This window comes from Halohasta sp. A2 (genome assembly GCF_056175805.1).
Genome location: NZ_JAQFWV010000199.1, coordinates 1 through 510 on the forward strand (window position 1 = coordinate 1; position 510 = coordinate 510).

1 pseudogene is annotated in these 510 nt (G+C 49.6%); it reads left to right on the top strand.

Annotation, left to right across the window (positions count from 1 at the left end):
* Positions 1–390 (top strand): annotated as a pseudogene (locus O2S87_RS18765) (hypothetical protein); the annotation flags it as partial.
* Between the last annotated feature and the right edge of the window lie 120 nt (positions 391–510).

The window sequence follows — 510 nt, forward strand, 5'->3', positions numbered from 1 at the left end:
CTGGATAGTCTGGTTTGGGTGCTTCTGCAAAGTCTGTATCTAGAAATTCGGCAGTTCAGCGACTCAGACAGGAGAATTTGTTATGTAAGTGATTCAATACGGGAGCCGTCTTGCGATAAACGGAGCATCATGACTTCAACTGATACGCTTCTCAAACTCCTGCTTATTGTTGTCATCGCAGTTGTCGTCCTTCCTCTCATCATGATGCTAGTCATGATGCCTGCAATGGGAATGTGGGGTGGCGGATATATGTGGAATGGCGGCATGGTCGACGGCACAGGAGCGACTTGGATGTGGAGTCTTATGTGGCTCGTTCCACTGATAATCGTTGTCGGGCTCGGTTATCTCCTCTATCTTCCTTCAAGGAGAGAATCCCGTCGTTTACAGTAGTTGCCGAATCACATTCTGCTCCGCGTAAACTGAGCTGTTGCGTTCAAAACACACGATATCGCAGTAGATTACGCTGTGACGAATTCACTCAGAGAGCGAGGGAACGCCGCGTCGGCGGCG